Source organism: Amycolatopsis sp. NPDC049252, from assembly GCF_043197175.1.
Lineage (GTDB): Bacteria > Actinomycetota > Actinomycetes > Mycobacteriales > Pseudonocardiaceae > Amycolatopsis.
Map to the genome: position 1 here is coordinate 21,241 of NZ_JBICSQ010000043.1, position 17,086 is coordinate 38,326.

Genomic DNA, 17,086 nt, shown 5'->3' on the forward strand with positions numbered 1-17,086 from the left:
CGCCGGGCTCAGTCGAGCAGCCGGCGGGTCTCCTCCTCGGTCAGCCGCGTCACGTCGGCCAGCACGATCTGCTCGACGGCGGCGGCCGCACGGCCCACCGTCGGTCGTTCGAACAGCAGCGTCACCGGCAGATCCACCGCGAAGACCTGTCTCATCCGGGCGATGACCCGGGTGGCCAGCAGCGAGTGCCCGCCGATGGCGAAGAAGTCGTCGTCGGTCCCGACGCGGTCGCGTTCCAGCACGGCCGCCCAGATGTTCGCGAGCACCTCTTCGGTGGCCGTTGCGGGCGCCACGTAGTCCAGTTCGGACTCGGTCGTCTCGGGTTCGGGCAGCAGCCGCCGGTTGAGCTTGCCGTTCGCATGCCTCGGCAGGACCTCCAGCACGGTGACCGAGCTGGGGACGGCGTAGCCGGAGAGGCGGGCCCGCAGGTGCTCGAGCACGTCCTTCGCGGTGCACGTCGCCACCACGTAGGCGGCCAGCCGCCGATCCCCGGAGACGGTGGTCCAGGCGAGCACGGCGGCGTCGGAGACGGCCGGGTGCGCCCGCAGGGCGTGGTCGACCTCGCCGAGCTCGACCCGCACTCCCCGGATCTTCACCTGGTCGTCGCGGCGATACAGGTAGGTGAGGGAACCGTCCGCGGTGAGCCGGCCCCAGTCGCCGGTCCGGTAGATCCGCTCGCCGGCCCGTTCCGGGTGCGGCACGAACACCTCGGCCGTCCGCCGCGGGTCGCCGAGGTAGCCGCGGGCGAGCCCGGTACCACCGATGCACAGTTCACCGGGCGCGCCGATGGGCTGGTGGTCGAACCGCCGGTCGAGCACCAGCACTTCGTTGTTGTCGATCGGGCGGCCGATCGAGACGGCACCGGTGCCGACGCTGTCCTCGGCCACGCAGTCCCGGCAGGTCGAGTCGATGGAAACCTCGGTGGCGCCCCAGGTGTTGTCCAGCACGACCCGGTCACCGAACCGCTCGCGGAAGCGGCCCACCAACGCGGGACGCAGGGCCTCGCCGCTCGACAGCACGCTGCGCAGCGCGTCCATCCGGGCGGCGTCCCGTTCGTCGACGACGTCGAGGAACAGCTCGAGCACGCTGGGCACGAACTGGACGTGCACGGCCCGGTAGCGGATCACGGCGTCCGCGATCGCGCGTGGATCGCGGTGCTGGCCCGCGCCGAGCAGGGCCACGGTGGCGCCGGTCGTCAGCGGCCAGAAGATTTCGACCGCGGCATCGTCGAATGTCAGCGTCGTCTTGTGCAGCACCGTGTCGCCGGGGGCGAGCGGGTGGTACCGGCCCATCCAGTGGATCCGGTTCACCCAGCCCGCGTGGGTGCACGCGACGCCCTTGGGTTTTCCCGTCGAGCCGGACGTGTAGTAGACGGCCACCAGGTTGCCCGGCCGGACCCCGGAAGGCACGCCGGCACCGGCCGGGCGAGCACCGGCCGCCGCCACGGTCAGCGGAGCGCAGCCGGCGGCGGCCACGACGTCGGCGAGCCGGTCCTCGGTGAGGCACACCGGCGACCGTGCGTCGGCGAGCAGCTCGGCGATCCTGGCCGGCGGCGACTCCGGCTCGATCGGGAGGTAGGCGCTGCCCGCCTTGAGCACGCCGAGCAGGGCGGCCACCATCACCGGTGACCGGTCCAGCAGCACCCCGACCACCACGTCCGGGCCGGCACCGTGCCGGGTCAGTTCGGCCGCCACTTCGTCCGACCAGGCGTCGAGCTCGGCGTAGGTCAGCCGGCGTCCGTCCTGGACCACCGCGACCGCACCGGGTGTCCTGGCGGCCTGGTCGGCGACGAGTTCGTGCAGGCAGCGATCGGGGAAGCCGGCCGACGGCCGCGCCACGAGCGCGCGTACCTCGGCGCGCTCGGCGGAGCCCATCAGTGCCAGCCGGTCGATCGGCCTGGCCGGGTCGGCGGCGATGTCGGCCAGGAGCGTCCGGAAGTGGCCGACGAGCCGGTCGATCGTCTCCGGCCGGTACAGCCCGGTGTCGTAGGTGATTTCGCCGGACAGCCCGTCGGCCCGCCGCATCAGCGCGACCTCGAGGTCGTACTTCGCGGGCAGCATCGGGGGTGGCAGCTGCCGCACCCGCAGGCCCGGCAGGGCGGCCGTCCGCTGTCGCGCGCTGTCGAGCTTGACCACGACCTGGAAGATCGGTGTCCGGCCCAGGTCGCGGTCCGGGCGCAGCTCCTCGACGAGCCGGTCGAACGGCACCTCCTGGTGCGCGTAGGCCTCCAGCGTGCGGTCCCGGGTCCGGGTCAGCAGTTCACCGAAGGCCGGGTTGCCCGAGACGTCTCCCCGCAGCGCCAGCATGGTGATGAAGAACCCGATCAACGACTCGGACTCGGTCACCGGCCGTTCGGTGGCCGTGGTGCCCACCGTGAGGTCCTCCGCGCCGGAGTAGCGGTGGGCCAGTACCTGCCACGCGGTCAGCAGTGTCATGAACAGGGTGGCGCCGTGCTGCCGGGCGAGCTGTTCCAGCTTCACCACCACGTGCTCGGGCAGCGAGAAGTGCCGCGTCCGGCCCAGTGCGGTGCGACGGGCGGGCCTCGGCAGATCCGGGATCAGCTCGAACGGCTGCGCGCCGTCGAGCTCGGCGCGCCAGAAGTCCAGGGTCGCCTCGAACGCGGGACCCCGCTGGCCGGCCTCCTGGTGCGCGGCGACGTCGGCGTACTGGACGCGCAGCGGCGGCAGCGGCGAGGGCCGTCCCGCGGCGAAGGCGCCGTAGAGCGCTTCGAGTTCGTCGTAGAACAGGCCGACGGACCAGCCGTCGAACACCATGTGGTGAAAGGTCACGCACAGCAGGTGGTCCTCGCCACCGTCCACCCGCCACAGTGCGGCCCGCACCGGCAGCCCGCCGGCGAGGTCGAACCGGCTCGACACCTCCGCGAGGACGGCGTCGGCCAAGCCGGCCTCGCCGATGACGGACCGCGCGAGCGCGAACGTGCCCGGCGGCCGCACCCGACCGGCCGGTTCGTCGTCCACCACGACCACGCTCGTGCGCAGGATCTCGTGCCGGTCGACGATCTCGGTGAGCGCGGCGGTCAGCGCGGCCACGTCGAGCTCACCGGTGATGCGCAGGACCAGCGGGACCACGTACTCCGCACTGCCGGTGGCGAACTGGTCCAGGAACCACAGCCGTTTCTGGCCGAGCGAAAGCGTCCGAGTGCCGCTTCGGCCGACCGCCGGGACGGGGCCGGGGAGCTCGGCCGGGCGGTTCGTCGCGTGCTCGAACATCCGGTCGGCGAGCCTCGCCGCGAACGCGGCAACCGTCGGGTACTTGAGCACGTCGCGCATCAGGCCCGTGGTCGGCAGGCCCGGGACCAGCTCGCCGAGCCTCGCGACGATCTGCGCCGCGATCAGGGAATGGCCGCCGAGTTCGAAAAACCCGTCCTCGACGCCGACCGAGGGCAGCTCGAACAGCTCTCTCCAGATCTTCGCGACCACGCGTTCCGGTTCGCTCCGCGGCGCGGCGCCGGTCCGGGCCAGGCCGGCCCCCGGTTCCGGCCGGAACGCCGACGGCAACGCCCGCGTGTCGACCTTTCCGTTGGGGGTCAACGGGAATTCGTCCAGGACGACGAACGCCGACGGGATCATGTAGTCGGGCAGCACTGTCGTGAGCGCCGCACGCAGCGAGGTGGCGGTGGGTTCCGGATGCCCCGGCGTCGCGACGACGTACGCCACGAGCGACCGTTGCCCCGGTGTCCGTTCCACCGCGCTCACCACGGCCTGCGCGACACCGGCGCAGGCCGTCAGCGCACGCTCGACCTCGCCCGGTTCGACCCGGAAGCCACGGATCTTGAGCTGGTCGTCCGACCGGCCCGCGAACCGCAGCAGGCCGTCGCCGGTCCACTGCGCGAGATCGCCGGAACGGTACATCCGGGCGCCGTCGGTGCCGGAGGGGTCCGGCAGGAACCGTTCGGCGGTCAGGGCCGGGCGGTTCAGGTAGCCCCTGGCCAGCCCGGCTCCCGCGATGTACAGCTCGCCGGTGACACCGGTCCGGACCGGCCGGAGGTTCCCGTCGAGCACGGCCACGCGGGTGCCGTCCAACGCCCGGCCGATCAGCAGCTCGTCCGCCACCGACCGCGCGTCCCGCATCTCGTGCGCGGTGGCGAACACCGTCGTCTCGGTCGGGCCGTAACCGTTGATCACCGTCGTGCCGGGACAGTGCGTGAGGACGCGCCGGACCGCTGCACCGGGAACGACGTCCCCGCCGGTCCACACCTCGCGGACATCGGCGAGGCTGCCGGGCGCGTAGCGGGCGATCAGGCCGAACAGGCCTCCGGTCAGCCACAGCCCGGTGACCCGGTGCGCGGTGATGGTCTGCCGCAGCGTTCCGGCGTCGAGGTCACCGGGGGGTGCCACCACGACCTGGCCGCCGTGCAGCAGCGGGGCCCACAGCTCGTAGGTCGACGCGTCGAAGGCCGGCGGCGAGTGCAGCAGGACTCGCTCGTGCTCGCGGCCGACGCGGTGGTCGAGCGCGCGGGCGACCACGTCGCGGTGCCGGACGGCGACTCCCTTGGGGACGCCGGTCGACCCCGACGTGTACATCACGTAGGCCAGGTTGTCCGGATCGAGCGCCTCCGGCAGTGGCCCTTCGGGTGCCTGTTCGTCGATCACCAGCAGCCGCGCGACACCGAGTTGCCGGGCCTCGGCCGCGGAAGCCCGGTCGGCCAGCAGCACGCCGCAGCCGGCCGCCGCGAGCACCCCGCGCATCCGGTCGGCCGGAGCGCGCACGTCGAGCGGCACGTACGCGGCACCGGCCCGGACCACGGCGACCTCGGCGACGGCAACCTCGGCGGACCGGGCCACCAGCAGGCCGACGGTGTCCTCGACGGCCACGCCCAGCCCGGCCAGTCGCCGCGCCAGCCGCTCGGAGCGGGCCGCGAGTTCCGCGTACGTCAAGACCTCGTCTTCGGACGACACGGCCACGGCGTCGGGGGTCTTCGCCACCTGGGCGAGGAACATCGCGGGCAACGTGCCGGCCGGGGCGGCGGAGGACCGCCGGCCGGCTCGCTCGCCGGTCGCCGGCCGGGCGCCGCCGGATGGCCCGGCCGGCGGCGGGCAGCCGGTCAGCGGCCGGTCCGGGTCGGCCAGGGCCCACTCCAGCAACTGCCGGAAGTCCTGCTGCAGCACCGTGATCGTGCTCGGCTCGAACAGCTCGGTGCGGTACTCCCACTGCGTGCACACGCCGTCCGGCCCCTCGGCGACGATCACCGTCAGCTCGAGTTCGGTCGCGCTCGGCTCGCGTTCGGTCTCGACGACGTCGAGACCGGGCAGGCGCAACCCGCCCGCCGGGGCGTTCGTGGCGCCGAAGGACACCTGGACCAGCGGTTCCCGGCCCGGCTCTCGCGCCGGGCGCAGGGCCGCCACCACGCGCGCCAGTGACACGAGCCGGTGGTCGTGCGCGGTCAGGGTGGCGTCGCGCACGTGGGCCAGCAGTGCGCGGAAGGTCGGTGCCGCCGGCACGGACAGCCGGCACGGCACCGTGTCCACGAAGCACCCGACCACCGGCTCCAGTTCCGGCAGGTCGCGGCTGCCGGTCGGCATGCCGACCACGAAGTCGCGCTGGTCGCCGTACTGGGCCAGCCGCCAGGCGAACGCGCTGAGCAGCACCATGTACAGCGAAGCATGCTCCCGCCGGCCCAGCGCGGCGGCCGCCGCGACGATCGGGTCCGGCAGCCTCGCCGTGCTTCGGGCGCCGTGCGTACCGCTGTCGGCGTGCGGCCGGTGGTCGAACGGCAGCCGGGTCGGACCGGCCAGGTCGCCCAGGTGCTCGACCCAGTGGTCGAGCTCCGCGCTGTGGTCCTGGGCGCGTTGCGCGGTCGCGTAGTCGGCGTAGGACAACGCCGGTCGCGCCGGGGGCAGCGGTGCGGCGGAACGGAAAGCGCCGTACAGCGCGGAAAGGTCCTCTTCGATGATCGTCTTCGACCACGCGTCGATGGCGATGTGGTGGATGTGCAGGGCGAGCACGTGCCGGCCGGCGCCCAGCGCGAAGCACGTCCACCGGACCGGCGCCGCCGTCGCCAGGTCGAAGGGCTCGAGGGCCGACCGTTCGGCGAGCCGGATCGCTTCGGCCTCCGGGTCGGCGTGCCCACGCAGGTCCACCAGCATCAGCGACGAACCCGGCAGCGCGGCGACGAGCTGCCGCTGCACGCCCGGGTAGCGGGTGCGCAGCACGCCGTGCCGCCGGTGCAGTTCGGTGATCGCGTCGGCCAGCGCGCCGGTGTCCAGGTCCCCGGTGATCAGGTAGCGGAAGGCCACGCTGCTCGCGCCCGAACCGGCACCGAGGTGTTCGACGAGGTAGAAGCGTTCCTGTTCGAACGACAGGGGCGCCTCGCGGTCGGGCACGGGATTCATCTCGGGCTCATCTCCTGCTCGGCGTGGGCGCGGCCGTCGTCGACGACCGCGGCGGCTTCGGCGAGGCGGGGGACGGAGGGGAACCGCAGCGTGTGGTCGACCGTCACCGCCGGGCTGATCTCGCGGCAGGCCGCCACCACCTCGGTGACCTTCGCCGCGTGGTGCGGGTCGTCGCCGGAGACGAGGATGCCGACGAGCGTGCCGCTGTGCGCCACGGTCACGCCGAGCGCTTCGAGGTCGCCGCAGATCCGCAGGGCCTCGGCCAGGTGGGTCTTGGGGCAGCGATCCTGGTTGAGCAGCGCGCTGCGCGTCGCGACCTGCCCGATGGTCGTCAGGTCGCCGGCCGGCAGGGCCGTCGCCAGCCGGTCGAGCAGGAGGCGGTATTCGCGTCGCCGCGCCGGGGTGATCGGCGGCAGGGCCGCGTTGAACCGCACGGTGTCGACCTGGCCGCCCTCGTCGATGCCGACGACGGTCAGCGCGGGGACCGGACCCAGCACGCCGTGCAGCTCGACCCGGCGGTGGTAGAAGGCGACCACGTCGCGGTACATCAGCCCGTCCGTGGGTTCGACCCCGCGCAGGTGGTCCTCGATGCGCCGGGGCGGCACCGCGATGCCGAGCGCGTCAGCGACCGCGCGGACCGTCGCGACGACGTCCGCCGACGAGCTGGCCATGCCCTTGCCCTCGGGCAGGTCGCCGGCGAGCACGAGCCGGCCGTGTGGCGCGACACCGGCGTCCGCGAGCATCGACGTGGCGACCCCTCGTGCCTTCAGTTTCGTGGCCGGTTCGACGACCAGCCCGTTTCCCTCCGGGGTCAGGGTGATGCGTGCGGTCGACCACCGGGCGATCGGCAGGGTCACCAGGAAGTCTTCGTCGGGTCCGGCCAGTGCGCCCTGCAGCAGCTCACCGAAGGTGCCGAAGCAGACTCCGAAGCCGCCGCGGGCGCCCATCGGTGTGTCGCGGCGTTCGGCGACCCAGGCGCCCGTCACGACGCGGTCCTGCCGGGGCCGGTACCCGGGGCGAGGACCGGGAGCGCCGGATCGTCCGGGAGCTCAGCGGGGCCCCGTCGCATCCGCAGCAGCACCACCGGACCGGCGATGACGTGGATCAGCCCCTGGATCGCGATGATCGGGATGATCCCGACCACCTGGCCGAGGGCACCGGCCAGCACGATGCCGAGCACCATGGCCACCGCCGACCCGGTCGTGATCGCCCCGGACACCCGCCCCCGGAAGGCGTCCGGTGTCCGGGTCTGCTGCAGGGTCTGGAAGCCCGCGTTCATCGCCGCCGCCGGAAATCCGACGATGCCGATCAACACGAACACCGGCCACAGCCGCGGCAGTGCCAGCGGGTAGAGCGCGATCACCAGGTCGAGGGCACCGAAGGCCAGCGCACCGTAGCCGAGCAGGGCGCGGGGCCGGTTCGCCCGTCTCATCCCCGCCACCGTGACGGCACCGACGATGCCGCCGACGGCCAGAGCCGAGTTGACCGCACCGTACTGCGCGCCGCTCGCGTGCAGGACGCTGATCACGAACGGCGCGAGCAGCACGGTGATCACCCCCTCACCGAAGCCGGACATCGTCCGGAAGATCAGCAGCGTCGCGAGGTCGCGCCTGCCGAAGCACAGGGTGAGCCCCTCGGTCCACTCGCGACGGACCCGTCGTCGGGCCGCGGGCTTCGCCGCGCGTGGCGGGGTTGTCCGTTCGGCCTTGACCATGGCGACGAGCGCGGCGGCGGCCAGGTAGCTGACCAGGTCCACGACCGCGACCAGCGCGATCCCGCCCACGGCGGCGAGGATCCCGCCCACCGCGGCTCCGACCAGACGCGCGACCTGCCGGTTCTGACCGTTGAGCGCGTTCGCGGCCACCAGGTCGTCCGCGGGCACGACCTGCGGGACCATCGCCGCTTCGGCGGGCACGAAGAACTGTTCCAGCACACCCTGGACGAAGACGACGACGTAAATGATCCAGACGTCACCCGAAGCCCGGACGAAGAACAGCGGAACCAGGCAGGCGGCGAGCAGCAGATTGCTCACGACCATTGTCGTCCGGCGGTCCCAGCGGTCGACGAACACACCGGCGAGCGAACTGAACGCCAATTGCGGGGCCAGGGCCGCCAGCAGCATGGTTCCCGCCGCAAGCGAGGACCTCGTGGTGTCGTAGATGTAGAACATCATGCCGATCGCGAGAATCCAGTCCCCGCCCTGCGACACGAGGTTGGCTCCGAGCAGCAGCCGGTAGTCGCGGTTGCGCCGCACCAAGTGCCACACGTTCCGCATCCGCTCTCCCCATTCTTCGCGACGTTCGCCCGGTACCGCTGAACACATCGCCACTATGTTCGCGGCCGGCCGGGAACGTCAACGATTCGGCACGACAGCGATTTGATAGTGGTTCGATATCCGATCGATGGCGCCGCCTGTGCACCATTCCGATCGATTCGGGAAATTGCCGAAAAATCCGGTCGGACGCCGAGGAGATCATGGTCATGCAGGCGACACCAGCCCAGAACGGCCCGGCGGCGGCGGCCCGGCCGCTCGTCGACGGGGACCGGATGCTGAACCTGCTGCGGGAGGTCTCCGGCTTCGGCGCCCACCCCGGCGGGGGTGTCACCAGGACCGGCCTCAGTCCCGAGGACACCGCAGCGCGCGACCACCTGGCCCGGCGGTGCCGGGCGGGCGGGTTGCGCACCAGCACCGACCAGGCCGGCAACCTGATCGTCCGCCGCGCGAACGCCGACCCGGCGGCGCCGGTGGTCCTGATGGGATCACACCTCGACACCGTCGCCCGGGGTGGACGCTTCGACGGCGCCTACGGGGTGATCGCCGCCTGCGAGGTCGTCCGCACCTTGGCGCACGCGGACCGTCGTCCGGCCTGGGAGCCCGTCGCGATCGCCTTCACCAACGAGGAAGGCGCGCACTACGCCTACCCGTTCCTCGGTTCCCTGGCGCTGACCGGCGGAGTCGACGTGGACCGGGCCGATTCGCTCGTGGACCCCGCGGGGACGCCGCTGCGGGCCGCCCTGCGGCGCGCGGGTGGCGACCTGGACACCATCAACGACGCGGCGTGGCCGCCCGGGTCGATCGGCTGCTACCTCGAACTGCACATCGAACAGGGACCGCTGCTGGAAGCGCGCGGGATACCGGTCGGGCTGGTCGAGACGATCACCGGGCGAACGGTCCTGGACATCACCGTCACCGGCACCCAGGGGCACGCCGGCACCACACCGATGGAGCTGCGCCGCGACGCGCTCACCGTGGCCGCGCACGTGGTGCTGGTCGTGCAGCGGCTGGCCGGCCAGCAGGACCGGTGCGCGGTGGCCACCGTCGGTGTGCTGAATCCCCGGCCGAACGTCACCAACGTCATCGCGGGCCGGGTCCGGCTCACCGCGGAACTGCGCGACGGGGACCGGCAGCGCCTGCAGTCCGCGGAGGACGGCCTCCGCATCGAGCTGGCCAGGCTGGCCAAGGCCACCGACACCGGCATCGAGGTGCGCAGCCACCGCGTCGCCGAGCCGACGGCCACCAGCGAGCTCGCCCGGAACGCCATCCGGTGTGCGACGGACGACCTGGGGCTGCCCCACCTGGCGCTCGACAGCGGTGCCGGCCACGACGCGCAGATCGTCGCCGGGATCGCGCCGATCGGCATGATCTTCGTCCCCAGCCACGACGGCGTCAGCCACGCCCCCGAAGAGCACACCGACGACCACGACCTGGTCGCGGGCGCCGAGACCCTGCTGAACACGGTGCTGCACCTGCCGACCGGCCCGACATCCCACCGATGAGAGGAACACGCACGCCATGACGACAACGAACCCCCTTGACCACGACTTCGACGCGGCGTGCCGGGCAGGTGGCGGCGCGCCCGAGCTCGCCGCCGCGGCGGCGCTGCTGGAGATGGGCGACCGGCTGGGCCTGATCGGGGTGATCGAGACGGGCTCCGCCTTCACCGTCTCCGAGCTGGCGCTGGTCGCCGACCTGCCCGACGCCGGTGTGGCCGGCTACTGCGAGGCGCTGGAATCCGCGGGCATCATCGAGCCGGTGGGCTCGGCGGGGACGACCTTCCGGGCGGTCGCGGACTTCGACCTGATCCAGCACCAGGCCGGTTTCGTCTCCTGGACGATGAACGCCAACCGGCCGTTCATCGAGAACGCGCGGCGGTTCCTCAGCGACCCGAGCCTGACCAGCGGCATCGACCTGCGGGAGGGACGCGAGGTCGCGGTCAGCTCGCAGTGGATGGGTTCGAAGGCCTTCTACCCCACCGCGCTCGCCACCATCCTGGACACCAAGCCGACCGTGGCGGTGGACCTCGGTGCGGGCACCTGCCGGCTGCTGATCGAGATCCTCCGGAACCTGCCGCAGACTCACGCGGTGGGGCTGGACCTCGACCCCGACGCGTGCCGCGCGGCCGGGGAGGCGGCGCAGCGGGCCGGCGTCGGAGATCGGCTGCGGGTGGTCGAAAGGTCCATCCAGTCGATCGCCACCGATCCGACGCCGCTGGACGGCGCCCAGGTCATTCACGCCGGGTTCGTCTTCCACGACATGTTCCCCGAAGAGGAGGATGTCGCGGACGCGGTGCTGGCCAACTGCCGGAACGCCCTGCAGCCCGGCGGTCTGATGGCCATCACCGAGGCGGTGCCCTACCTGCGCAACGAGCGGGAACGCCGCTTCAGCGCGATCGTCACCTACTACCACCGGCAGTTCATGAAGCGGCGGTTGCTCACCGAGGAGGAATGGACCGGCAAACTGCGTGCCGCCGGGTTCTCCCGGGTACAGGCGGTCGAGCTCGCCTTCCCGACCGGACGGCTGTTCCTCGCGAAGAAGTAGGGCCCCGGCATGTCGTCCCCGGTGCTGGGGGAAAGTCCCCTGCTCCCCACGGTTTCGGTGGCCGGTCCGGACGCGAGCAGCGAGTTCGGCACGGCGTTCACCGCGCACATGGTCACGGCGACCTGGTCGGCGTCGACCGGGTGGAGCGCGCCGGTGCTGTCCGAACGCCGGCCGGTCGCGTTCGACCTGGCCGCCGTCGGGCTCCACTACGGACAGCTGGTGTTCGAAGGGCTGAAGGCGCACCGGCAGGCCGACGGCAGCACGGCGATCTTCCGCCCGCACGCGCACGCCGAGCGGATGCGGCGGTCGGCGGCGAGGTTCTCGATGCCGCCACCACCCGAGTCGCTGTTCCTCGACGCGGTGCGCCTGCTGGCCGGCCGGGACGCCGGGGCGCTGTCCGACGATCCGTCGCTGAGCCTCTACCTCCGCCCGATCCTGGTGGCCACCGAACCCACGCTGGCCCTGCGGCCGTCGGAGCACTACCTCTTCGCCGTCATCGCGTTCCGCACCGGGGGTTTCTTCGCCACCGGCGCAGATCCGGTCTCGGTCTGGGTGAGCACGGACTTCGTGCGTGCCGCGCCCGGCGGCACCGGTGCGGCCAAGTGCGCGGGCAACTACGCGCCCGCTTTTCTCGCCCAGGCGCAAGCCGCCGAACACGGGTGCGCGCAGGTGGTGTGGCTGGACGCCACCCGGCGCCGGCAGGTCGAGGAGATGGGCGGGATGAACCTCTTCTTCGTGCACGGCGCGGGCGGTGCCGCCCGGATCACGACGCCGCCGCTGAGCGGCACCATCCTGCCCGGCGTGACCAGGGACAGCCTGCTGACGCTGGGCCGGGCACGCGGGTGCGAAATCACCGAGGAGCCCATCACCGTCGACGAATGGCGGGCGGGCTGCCGGACCGGGGAAATCACCGAGACGATCGCCTGCGGCACGGCTGCCGTCGTCGTCCCGGTCGGCCGGGTCCGGACCGCCGGCGACGAGTGGCTCGTCGGCGGCGGTGCGACCGGACCGGTCGCGACCGCCTGGTGGCACCGGCTGCGCGCGGTGCACCGCGGGGTCGAGCCGGCGCCCCACGGCTGGCTCGACCCCGTCACCGAGGAGGGTTTCGCACAGTGACAGCGGTGCGGGTCCGCGGGATCGGGCTCCTGGGCGGGACGACGGACGAGGTCCGGGCGGAGTACCTGGACTTCGCCGCGGAACTCGGCGCCGGCCTCGGTGGCTGCGGAGTGGAGGTGGTGTGCGGTGACGCCGGGTCCGGTGTGGCCGGCTCCGTGATCGCGGCCGCGGCCGCGACCGGCAGCGCGGTGGTCACCGTGGTGCCGCACCCGGTGCTGCCCACCAGGGCCCGGCCGGCGCCCCGAGCCCTGACCTACGCCGTTCGCACGGCCGGCGACCGGCGCCGGCTGATCTACCGGCTGTCGGACGGGTTCGTCGTGCTGCCGGGTGGTCTGGACACCATCGGCGACCTCATCGGGTTCGCGACGCTGGCGAGGGTCGACGGTGGGGCGAAACCGATCGTGCTGGTGAACGTGCGAGGCTACTTCGACGCCCTGTTCGGCATGCTCGACCACGCGGTGGCCGAATCCTTCCTGACGCCGGCCGAACGCGGCCTGTTCGCGGTCACCGACACCGTGCCGGACACGTTGCGGCTGCTGGCGATCCGGGTGCCCGAACCGGTTCGCGAGCCGGTCGGCCAGTCCGGGTGACGCGAAGCCACCCGGCGACGCCGACGGTGATCACGTCGGGCAACCGGCCAGCAGCCGGACGGCGAACGCGGACCGGTCGAGAACCGGGTCCTGCCGCAGGATCGCGGTCTCCAGGTCACGCAGCCGCTGGTTGGGGTCGATGCCCAGGTTGTCGGCCAGCACAGTGCGCAGCCTGCGGTACACGCTGAGCGCGTCGGCCTGCCTGCCGGTGCGGTACAGCGCGAGCATCAGCTGCGCGTGCACCTGCTCGTCGAACGGGCGCTCGTGGGCCAGCCGTTCCAGGTCCGGTTCGAGCTGGGCGTTCTCGCCGAGCGCGAGCCTGGCCCGGACGAGCGCCAGCTGGGCCCGCGTGCGCAACCCCTCCAGGTTGACGGCGTGCTCGTCCAGCCACGCCACCCCGCCGACGTCGATCAGCGCACGGTCCCGCCACAGGGCGAGCGCGGCACGCAGCTTCGCGGCACTCTGCGCCGGGTCGTCACAGCGCTCGCCCCGTTCGACCAGGACCCGCGCCTCGGCCACGTCCGTTGCCCCGAGACCGAGATCGAGCAGGTAGCCGGGCGCCCGGGCGACGATCGCGTTCCGGTCGCCGAGCAGGCGCCGGAGGGCGGACATGTGGCTTTGCAGGGTGTTCGTCGACACTCCGCCGGCCTTGTCACCCCACACGGCTTCGATGAGCTGCTTCGTCCCGACGATCTTTTCGCCGTGCAACGCGAGTATCGCGAGTACCGCTCTTCGCCGCAGCCCCGATACCGGCACCGGCACGCCGTCGATGACGGCGTCGACCGGGCCGAGCAATCTGACACGCACGTGACCCCTCCCGACAGTTGTCCAGCGTTCGGCGGGCCGGGTCGGTGGCACTGCGGACGTGATGCCGCGTCTGAGGTCTGCTGCCATCGTCGATCGACGGGAGTCCTGCCAAGTCACCCCTACCGCGTCCCGCCCGTGGTGGAGGGGAGTCGGCCCGCTGAAACTGCACGGTCGCACGAGCGGTCGACAATCCGTCGACAGTCCGGTTACAAGGCGGCTCAGCGCGGTCTTCGCAGGAAGCGCCGGCTCACTCGGCCAGGACGTAGCCGTCGCCGGGCCGGGCGGCCCGGGATCGCCGCAGGTCGGCACACGCGAAAGTGCGCTGCAGCCACCGGTCCCGGCCGTCGTAACGCGGCTCGAATCGCGTCCGGCCGTGCACGGTGACCCGGTTGTCGACGATCGCCAGGTCGCCCGGTCGCAGCGGCACCCCGAGGGCGGTCCGGTCGAAGAGATCGCCGAGTTCGGCCAGCGCGGCCTCCGCGCCGGTTCCCGAAGGCCGCGTGGCCGCCAGGTCGACACACAGGTCGGGATCGTCGGCCGCGCCGGACAGGACCGGATGCGGAGAACCACCCGCTCGGTCTCCTCCGAACGACGGCGGCGCCGCGGTCACGAACTTCGGCTGGAACAGCGTCTCCCGCGCTTCCGCGCTCAGCAGCGGCAGCACCGTCCGGATGCAGGCGGTCCGCAGCCGCGCGACTCCGTCGTGGTCCGAACGCAGGCACAGCAGCAGCACGAAATCGGGCCGATGCGGATGAAATGCGTTCTCGTTGTGGAATGAAAGACGCACCGAACCGGCATTGCCCTGGAATTCCTCTTGGCCCGGGACGGGCACGACGTCCTGCACCAGCGCACCCGACTTTTCCGCCCGGAAAGCGGCGGGGTCACCGAGGCCGCAGGCCACCGCGAGCAAGATGGCCGCCGGTGTTGTCGCGCCGCGCTGGACGGAACCGGCGACCATCGGCGTCGGGGGCAGCTCGCCCACCGGAAACCCGCGCAGCAGAAGGACTCCGTGCGGACCGGAGTCACGCCGGAACGCACGCACGGCCATGCGCAAGCTCGGCGGCAGCCGTTCCCAGCTGTGCCGGACCAGCGCCACCCAGTCGGGTGCATCGACGAGACCCGGCGCCGACGCGGCCAGTTCGCGCAGTGCCCCGAGCAGTTCGGCGCTGTCGTCCGCGCTCACCGTCGTCATTTCGGCTGTGGCCGGGCCGGCGGATCCGGCCCGAACGAATTCTGCGTCAACTCCGGCCGACATAGTCCGTCCCTGGTGGTCGAGTGGGCCCCTCACGGTGACCGATTCCGCACGCCACGGTAATGGCGGCTCCTATCACCTCGATATCACCGATCGCGCCACTGGAAAGGAGCCTCGACGAAAGGCACGGCCTTCTGCCACGACCGCGAAATCCTCTGAAAGGCGCGTCGCCGGTCTAGGAGCTGAGCAGCCCGATCACCGCCGCCGACTTCGTCTCGTCCAGGAACCGCAGGCCCATGAAGTTGTCGCCGGCGGTGAAACCCGGTAGCGCCCAGATCTCGTCGTACGGCAGCTCGACGCGCCGGTAGTGCCGCAGGCTGTAGACGTTGCTGAACAAGCACTTCCCCGGATCCGGATTCCACAAGTGACGCGCGAACCCGGGGTTGCGGAAGCTGTGCCCCACTTCGGCGGTGGCTTGGACGTGCTTGCGGCCGGTGAACAGGACGACGTCACCGGTGGTGACGGTGTCCATCCGGCGGTCGTACTTGTCCTTGGCGCCCCAGAACCGCGCCCGGCCACCCGGGTGCAGCGCGTTCAGGCGGGCGAGATCGGCCGGCTCGAGCAGATCGGCGTACGCGCGGAACTCGACGGCCTGCTCGAGTGACGCCGCCCCGTACCGGCGCGCGTCCGGGGTGCCGTAGGACGGCTGGATGAAGACCTGGGCCACCGCGCCACGCTAGCCCGGCCCCGGCGCCCGCTTCATCCAGGTGGCCTAATTGCCTGGTGGAAGGCACAAAAGCTGATTGACCTGCCGCAGGCCGGGGTACTTCTGCGACACAACGCCACCCCACCTTCCGCGGCGCTCCCGCCGGGTCGCCGCGCGTCCACCCGGAGATCATCATGAACGACTCAGGAGCCTGGCACGACAAGTTGCAGCGTCAGCAGGAAGCGATCCAGCGCAAGCGCAGTGAACGCCCGACCTCCGGCACCGTCACGCCGGCCCGGTGACCGCCGCCCAGCCACAGTTGACCACCGAACGATGCCCGCCGTCCCCTTTCCACCAAGGGTTTCCGGCGGGCATCGCTCATTTCACCGCAGCCCGGCGGACGGGCCCAGCAGCTCGCCGAACACCGTGACCGCGCGGTCGATCGCGTCGTCGTCCACCCCGGCGTGGGTGACCGCGCGGATGCGGTCGGTGCCCAGTTCCTCCACCCGGATGCCGCGGCGGCGGGCCGCCTCGATGAGCGTGCGGGTCGTATAACGGTCGTCGCGGACCTTGAAGAAGACCATGTTCGTCAGCGGCGGCCCCGGGTCCAGGCGCACACCCGGGACGCGCGAGAGGCCGCGGGCCAGCCGGGCCGCGCGGGCGTGGTCGTCGGCCAGGCGCTCGGTCATCTCGGTCAGCGCGACGATGCCGCAGGCCGCGATCATTCCCGCCTGGCGCATGCCGCCGCCGAGCATCTTGCGCATCCGGCGGGCCGCCGCGATCGTCACGCGGTCGCCCACCAGCACCGAGCCGATCGGCGCGCACAGGCCCTTCGACAGGCAGATCTGCACGGTGTCCGCGTGCTTGGCGATCTCCGCCGCGCTGACCCCCAGCGCCACCGCGGCGTTGAACAGCCGCGCGCCGTCGAGGTGCAGGGCGACGCCGTGGGAGCGGATCAGCCGTGAGACCTCGCTCAGGTAGTCCAGCTGCAGCGGCAGCCCGCCGCACCGGTTCTGCGGCGTCTCCAGGCTCAGCACCGCCGGCGGCGCGATCTGCGGGTCGGTGCGGTCCACCGCGCACGCCTCGGCGATCGCGGCCGGGTCGATGGTGCCGTCGGCGAGGTTGGGCAGCGGGTCGTAGACGATGCCGCCGCACAGGGAAGCGCCGCCCGCTTCGTAGACGTACACATCCGACTCGTGGCCGACGATCGCCTTGCCGCCGCGCGGGCAGTGGGCCAGCAACGCGGTCAGGTTGGCCATCGTGCCGCTCGGCATCAGGCAGCCCGCCTGCTTGCCGAGCAGCTCGGCCGAAAGCTGCTCGAGGCGGTCCACGGTCGGGTCCTCGCCGTAGACGTCGTCGCCGAGCGGGGCGCGCGCGGCGGCTTCGAGCATCGCCGGGGTGGGCAGGGTGAAGGTGTCGCTGCGGAGTTCGACGTGCGTGTCCTGGACCGGCACGGTCTCCGGGCGCAGGGTCGCGAGGTCGTCGGCGAAAGTGGTCATGACT

At 72.3% G+C, this 17,086-nt stretch carries 11 protein-coding genes; 4 read left to right on the forward strand and 7 right to left on the reverse strand.

All coding sequences use genetic code 11. The features are described from left to right. Window positions 1–8: 8 nt before the first annotated feature. Genes ACGFMK_RS32240 through ACGFMK_RS32250 form a run of 3 tightly spaced genes read right to left on the reverse strand, consistent with a single transcriptional unit; the run spans window position 9 to window position 8,628 of the window. Window positions 9–6,353, reverse strand: coding sequence for an amino acid adenylation domain-containing protein (locus ACGFMK_RS32240; protein WP_392771236.1), 6,345 nt, complete (start codon window positions 6,351–6,353; stop codon window positions 9–11). Continuing rightward, window positions 6,350–7,339, reverse strand: coding sequence for a kinase (locus tag ACGFMK_RS32245; RefSeq protein WP_392771239.1), 990 nt, complete (start codon window positions 7,337–7,339; stop codon window positions 6,350–6,352). The genes ACGFMK_RS32240 and ACGFMK_RS32245 overlap by 4 nt, the downstream gene beginning before the upstream one ends. Next, entirely contained in the window at window positions 7,336–8,628 is a 1,293-nt protein-coding gene (locus tag ACGFMK_RS32250; protein WP_392771241.1) for an MFS transporter, read from the reverse strand. The genes ACGFMK_RS32245 and ACGFMK_RS32250 overlap by 4 nt, the downstream gene beginning before the upstream one ends. 206 nt (window positions 8,629–8,834) lie before the next feature. Here ACGFMK_RS32250 and ACGFMK_RS32255 point away from each other — a divergent pair, with 206 nt between their 5' ends. From ACGFMK_RS32255 to ACGFMK_RS32270, 4 genes are read left to right on the forward strand one after another with little or no spacing between them, the layout of a single operon-like run. Next, window positions 8,835–10,130, forward strand: coding sequence for a Zn-dependent hydrolase (locus ACGFMK_RS32255; protein WP_392771243.1), 1,296 nt, complete (start codon window positions 8,835–8,837; stop codon window positions 10,128–10,130). A gap of 16 nt (window positions 10,131–10,146) precedes the next feature. Further along, window positions 10,147–11,172, forward strand: a complete 1,026-nt coding sequence (locus tag ACGFMK_RS32260; protein ID WP_392771245.1) for a class I SAM-dependent methyltransferase — start codon at window positions 10,147–10,149, stop codon at window positions 11,170–11,172. 9 nt (window positions 11,173–11,181) lie between these two features. Continuing rightward, window positions 11,182–12,288, forward strand: coding sequence for a branched-chain amino acid aminotransferase (locus ACGFMK_RS32265; RefSeq protein WP_392771247.1), 1,107 nt, complete (start codon window positions 11,182–11,184; stop codon window positions 12,286–12,288). After that, on the forward strand, window positions 12,285–12,878 hold the full coding sequence (locus ACGFMK_RS32270; RefSeq protein ID WP_392771249.1) for an LOG family protein: 594 nt from the start codon (window positions 12,285–12,287) through the stop codon (window positions 12,876–12,878). Before ACGFMK_RS32265 ends, ACGFMK_RS32270 begins: the two co-directional genes overlap by 4 nt. Before the next feature lie 30 nt (window positions 12,879–12,908). Here the strand turns inward: ACGFMK_RS32270 and ACGFMK_RS32275 are convergent, their stop codons facing one another. The 4 genes from ACGFMK_RS32275 to ACGFMK_RS32290 all read right to left on the reverse strand — a co-directional run bounded on the left by ACGFMK_RS32275 (window position 12,909) and on the right by ACGFMK_RS32290 (window position 17,082). Next, a complete protein-coding gene (locus tag ACGFMK_RS32275) occupies window positions 12,909–13,685 on the reverse strand; it encodes a BTAD domain-containing putative transcriptional regulator (RefSeq protein WP_392771251.1) in 777 nt (258 codons plus the stop codon). 247 nt (window positions 13,686–13,932) lie between these two features. Continuing rightward, on the reverse strand, window positions 13,933–14,877 hold the full coding sequence (locus ACGFMK_RS32280) for a TauD/TfdA family dioxygenase (protein WP_392771254.1): 945 nt from the start codon (window positions 14,875–14,877) through the stop codon (window positions 13,933–13,935). A gap of 235 nt (window positions 14,878–15,112) precedes the next feature. After that, complete coding sequence (locus tag ACGFMK_RS32285) at window positions 15,113–15,604, reverse strand: hypothetical protein (protein WP_392771257.1); 492 nt, start codon at window positions 15,602–15,604, stop codon at window positions 15,113–15,115. Window positions 15,605–15,966: 362 nt separating this feature from the next. Next, window positions 15,967–17,082: a GntG family PLP-dependent aldolase gene (locus ACGFMK_RS32290; protein WP_392771260.1), complete on the reverse strand. Its 1,116-nt coding sequence runs from the start codon at window positions 17,080–17,082 to the stop codon at window positions 15,967–15,969. Window positions 17,083–17,086: the final 4 nt, after the last annotated feature.

Excerpts from the sequence above, each read along its gene's own strand:
- ACGFMK_RS32240 (WP_392771236.1), bottom strand. The coding sequence starts at position 6,353 with ATGAATCCCGTGCCCGACCGCGAGGCGCCCCTGTCGTTCGAACAGGAA.
- ACGFMK_RS32250 (WP_392771241.1), bottom strand. The coding sequence starts at position 8,628 with ATGCGGAACGTGTGGCACTTGGTGCGGCGCAACCGCGACTACCGGCTG.
- ACGFMK_RS32255 (WP_392771243.1), top strand. The coding sequence starts at position 8,835 with ATGCAGGCGACACCAGCCCAGAACGGCCCGGCGGCGGCGGCCCGGCCG.
- ACGFMK_RS32260 (WP_392771245.1), top strand. The coding sequence starts at position 10,147 with ATGACGACAACGAACCCCCTTGACCACGACTTCGACGCGGCGTGCCGG.
- ACGFMK_RS32265 (WP_392771247.1), top strand. The coding sequence starts at position 11,182 with ATGTCGTCCCCGGTGCTGGGGGAAAGTCCCCTGCTCCCCACGGTTTCG.
- ACGFMK_RS32280 (WP_392771254.1), bottom strand. The coding sequence starts at position 14,877 with ATGACGACGGTGAGCGCGGACGACAGCGCCGAACTGCTCGGGGCACTG.
- ACGFMK_RS32290 (WP_392771260.1), bottom strand. The coding sequence starts at position 17,082 with ATGACCACTTTCGCCGACGACCTCGCGACCCTGCGCCCGGAGACCGTG.